Genomic DNA, 4951 nt, shown 5'->3' on the forward strand with positions numbered 1-4951 from the left:
CACTCGGCGGATAAGGATGTAATGAAGCGGGCTGTCCGTCTTTACCCCATGTGATAAGCGCATAGGCATTACCATTGAGTAAGCAATGGCGCATTAGGGTTCGTTTAAACTGGAAAGGTGTTTGACAATCATTTGGTTTTTCATTGAGCAAATAATCTACCACGTGGTTACTTAGCCATTCCCGTGATTCCATACCTTTATCATTGTGTACCCGATATAAAAAACAGGGCATCGTCGCCACCGCTTCACTAATCACCGTAACGGCATTGATAACAGCGGGTAAGCCTTCTGCGGTGATCGGTGAGACATATTCGCCTGACCGACTGTTAGGAATGCCAGCCAGTGACAGGAACTCATCAATACTAAAGCTGCGTTCTTCTGCCTTTTTATGTCTGAATGGCCACATTATTCCACCTCAGATAATTGTAGCCACCGATTGTACAAATGCGTGGGTTTGGAGCGATTAGCATTGAGTGAACGCTTGGCAATTTCGACACCACTTTCAGGGTAAGCGGGTAAACTGGTGATCGTAATTTCGAGCAATTCAGCCTCAATCACCGTTCTAAGATAAGGTTTTACGCCAATTTCCCAATGGTCTTTTATCGTCCTAAACGCAAAGCTCATACCGGATATATCCCCCCGTTCAACCAGTGTCAGAACATCTCGGCCTAATTGCGTATCTGGTGGTGTAAGTTCGAACCGTAACCCCGTTTCATCCTCAGCCAGTTTTAACGTACCCGACGCGGTACGCCCTAACAGATTGGTCACATCATGTTCATACAAACATCGTGTATCTGTTCCTTTTCCTAGACTGTTTTTAAACGCATACGGGGCGAAGGTTTCAATAAATTCACCCCACAACAGTTGTGAGCGGCTATTCCACTTAACTGCATATCCTGTTAGCCTTTTTTCATCAGCAGACAGGCTTGCCGTGCGTATTTCAAAATCGGTTGATTTCATGGATAAATGACCAGAGGGATTAGACTCCGGCTCCTTTCGCCTTGACCTCAAGCACTTTAATTGCATTGGAATCGACTAATCCACCGCCGAGATATTTATCAGTATGGATCTTGATAAAGCCAGGCTCAGTAATATTGTCAGGCCGTGTACGAGTGCCTGTCTGATGGTCAACAATGGTGTAACCGCGTTTGAAGTCACCCAGCGCTATCACATCATCATCCATAAACTCAAGGTAATGAACCGATAAACCTAACAGACTATCAGGGTCACCCACTTGTAACCGTTCACGCCAGATATAATCACCATTACCATTTTTCAATTTTTGTACTTTGGCAGCGGTGTTTGAGTTCATTACCCATACGGCATTTTTGCGATATTTGTTCTTTAGCGTGAATTTCAGGTCAATCAGACTATCAGCTTCCAGTTTGGTCACTTCCTGCTTTTGCAATGTGCCAAAGCTGCGGTCTTTATCGGCTTTCGTATCACGGGGATAGGCTAAAAAGCCTTTTGCTTTCTTTGTACCGTTACCACTGACTAAATCGGTTTCTTCGGTATCAACAAAGGTGTCAGCGATTTCACGGGTTAACCAGCCTAAAATATCGACATCACTAAAATCTAAGATTTCCTGAGTGGTTTTAGGATAAGCATAGACAGGGAATAATTTGATACTCACTTCTTCCAGTTTAGGGGTTGCGGTTTCGGTGCGCGCTTTGCCTTCCTCACCGTGATTGATCACCGCCCCACCAACAGAAACCAGTTGCTTATATTCGTTGCTGTGAGTGGTCTTGATAGTACAGATTTTACGCATGACGGACTCATCACTAAGACGTTGCATAATCTGTTTATTTAGTTCAGGAATAACAGTATAGCCACCATCAGCCGGAACCCCAGTCGAAAGTCCGCGCGTTTCCCCTGTCAAAACATAATGCCTTAATGCATCATTTCCCTGTTCTTTTTGTACAGGCTTTGCCGCTAATGTTCTTTCTTCATCAGCAAGCGCTTCATAACGGGCAATTTCAGTATTGAGGGTTTCCGACTGATGACGCAACGCATCAAAGTTTTTAGCTTCATCTTCGGTCAGTGTTCGTTTTTCTGTTTCTGCTAATGTCAGCATTGATCGCATTTGTGCCGTTAAATCGGCTTTTTGCTGACGTAATTCAAGTAGTCTTTTCAAGGTTGGCTCCTGCATGCAGTGATTGTCTTAACTGAACATGCAGAAAAAAAGCGACTAAGGGAAGGTGATATAAACCTTAACCGCTTTTAGTAACCATGAATATTTCAAAATACACCTGCATGAATCAGGAACCTCAATTTAACATGATGAAAAATAACAGGAAACAACCTCACAGGAAGGCAAAAAAGATGAGAAAACATGAGAACCAATAATTTACGCAACTTTACATTAGTTATTTATCAAATATCATCAGCTAAAAATTTAACAGATGTTCTTATCAATTTATCATTCTCCTAGGTCACTGTTGTGATGACCTCGAAATAACCCGCTAACCCTTTGATTTACTGCAAGTGGTCAAATTGACCCCTTGCTAGAATATTCAATTCATCAAGAAAATTTCTAATGACATAGTGAGTAATCTGTTATGACTATCTTTATTGATTTGAATTCTGAATAAAACGATGAGTCGCGTACCCTTGTGGCTCTTCTGATGGTATTTCATCTAAATAAAAGATAGCGTTTTCATTGATATAAATATCAAAAAATTGACACCCCTCCTTACCGTAGATGAATTTTCCTGTTCTTCTCTCAAAATGGCAGCTACCGCATGCCCATAAAATATATTTGAAAAAAGGTCTATAAACTTGAGGCATTGAATACCGTGGTGGGAAGCTTTCCACAAATCTTTTGCTTTTGGCTGGTATCATTTCGGGCTGGTAGTTCCACCAAACACTAATACGTAATTCATCATAACCCAGATCAAACCAATTAATAATTGTTCGTCTGCCAGCAATAATCAATTCACGATATCCATGTCTATTTTTTGTTCTATCATCAGCTGATCGCCCGTTCAAATCAAAGTGTCCTGATTTAATAGCTTCATTTAACGCAATAACCATCAGCTTTAAAATACACACTTGCTTTTCTGTTTTTTTCATTCGCATACCTATTATTTATTCATGCTTGGTCACCGTCGTCATGACCTATTTAATTTATCCGATTTCCAAAATCAGTAAATTTATACAGTCAAAATACGCCCTAGCTGAAAAATTCCAAAAAACCTATACTACCTGTACAAACAGAAATAAATATATTTAATTTCAATAAGTTAACTATGTACAGGTAGATGAAAATACCCCTAAATACCACTAAGAACCTGTACACATTGATTGAGCCTAGGAACTAAGCACCGCGTTAGAGTAGATAACATCGATTTAAAATTTAATTATCGCTCTCCTTGGACAAGGAAGGTAACCCGGAAATTTTATTTTTAGGGGATCTTAGCTTTTAGAATACATCTTTTAACTCCATACCAATCATATCGGCAAATCTGATCCGTAATTCATCAACACTCGGTAGTTCATAAACAATTCCTATACCGCATCCCCTACGTCCTAGTTTATTTAGCCCCATTCTGATCATCGTTTTCCCAACGCGACTACGGGCGGCGGCTTCGGTTTCCGGTTCACCATTACTTTTACACCAGAATAAATAGTTATCGATTAATTCAGTTACTGGAATTCGTACCTTTCGATCAAACGGTTCATCTTTTGATAATTCGGCATACAGGTAAGCATATAACCCCGTTAAACCAAAGAGTATTTCTTCTTTAAGTGCCTCGGTTTTCGGTGCGCGGTGGCGATCAAAACCTGAAATATCATAATGCTGTAAATAATAAAGTAGCTTGGCTGCACCTTTATCATTCACCCATTGGTATAAGTTATCAAAATAGCTTTTATCTTGTGCTCTACTGCCGTCAGGCTCTAATACTAAATATCGCCTCTCTTTTATTCCTGCCTTCAATGCCTGAGTACTATTACTTGCAAATATCAAACGTGAAAAATTAGCCATTGGCTCAGGATCAATTCCTTTCCGCTCAAGGTTAAACGTAGATTCACTAATAATGCCATTGAGTTTTTCGCCATCTTTAGCACTGGCTACTGTCGCTTCATCAGCAAATACCAACAATTTATTTGCTAACATGGCATTGAACTTTGCGGTAAGGTGCTCTGCACCGTTAACCTGTACGCCGTATTGCCCTAAAATTTGGAGTAATGGCTTTACAAAAGTTCCTTTTCCTGCCCCTCTGACCGATTTCATAGCGATAGCCACGGACGGTTTTTCATCCGGTTTCTGGATTAAATGCGCCATCCATGCAATTACATATTGATACGCTATTTCATCACCTGAACAAATTATGTGGCGGATATGATTTAAATAAAGGCTACAATCCCCCTCAACAGGTTTAACCGATAACCCCATATACAGGTTGTAGACAGTATCAGGACATTTTGACGGTTCAGGGTAAAAACCGACTCCATTAGGTTTATAGTTCTTCCCTTTCCATTTTAACCAGGCATCACCTAATGATAGCTTTTTGGCAATGCGCCCTTCATGCAGGAAATAGTTTTTAAATTGCGCTAATTCCTCAAAGGTATGCATTAATCCATTAACTTGACAAGGTTTAAGGGTGACAACTCTGTGTTTTCCGCCGATCGTAACATGGGTATAAATGCCATTCATCTTTTGAAGTAAAGCGAGTTCGTTAGCCGTAATCACTTCTCCACTTCCTAGCTCGTAGGGATCAAAATCGGTTACTTCATCAAATTCAACTTGATACGCCCCCTCTATAAACGCCTGTTTTGCTGCCTCAATCCCATGTTGCTGACGGTAATCATCCCAATCAGCTTTTTCTTTGGTTGGCGGTATGGTGACCCAACCATTAACCACTTTTGCGGTTTTCTCCGCTTTAATCTTGCCAATATTGGCTTCATCGGGCTTAACATCATTATCCGCCGCAATAATGATTTTTGATTG

At 40.7% G+C, this 4951-nt stretch carries 5 protein-coding genes; all 5 read right to left on the reverse strand.

The genetic code is table 11. The annotated features are described in order from the left end of the window. The coding region (locus G468_RS0116165) for a phage portal protein (RefSeq protein ID WP_026823931.1) at positions 1–406 on the reverse strand (406 nt) is incomplete at its 3' end. Next, the gene (locus G468_RS0116170) at positions 406–960 is read right to left on the reverse strand and encodes an HK97 family phage prohead protease (protein ID WP_026823932.1); all 555 of its coding nucleotides are present in this window, start codon (positions 958–960) and stop codon (positions 406–408) included. The genes G468_RS0116165 and G468_RS0116170, both read right to left, overlap by 1 nt. Positions 961–979: 19 nt before the next feature. Beyond that, positions 980–2134: a phage major capsid protein gene (locus tag G468_RS0116175; protein WP_026823933.1), complete on the reverse strand. Its 1155-nt coding sequence runs from the start codon at positions 2132–2134 to the stop codon at positions 980–982. A 434-nt stretch (positions 2135–2568) separates the two neighbouring features. Next, a complete protein-coding gene (locus G468_RS24935; RefSeq protein ID WP_246067189.1) occupies positions 2569–3072 on the reverse strand; it encodes a hypothetical protein in 504 nt (167 codons plus the stop codon). A 349-nt stretch (positions 3073–3421) separates the two neighbouring features. Then, positions 3422–4951, reverse strand: a 1530-nt coding sequence (locus G468_RS24940; RefSeq protein WP_026823935.1) for a DUF5906 domain-containing protein, incomplete at its 5' end; no start/stop codon positions are given.

It is taken from the genome of Arsenophonus nasoniae DSM 15247, from assembly GCF_000429565.1.
Lineage (GTDB): Bacteria > Pseudomonadota > Gammaproteobacteria > Enterobacterales > Enterobacteriaceae > Arsenophonus > Arsenophonus nasoniae.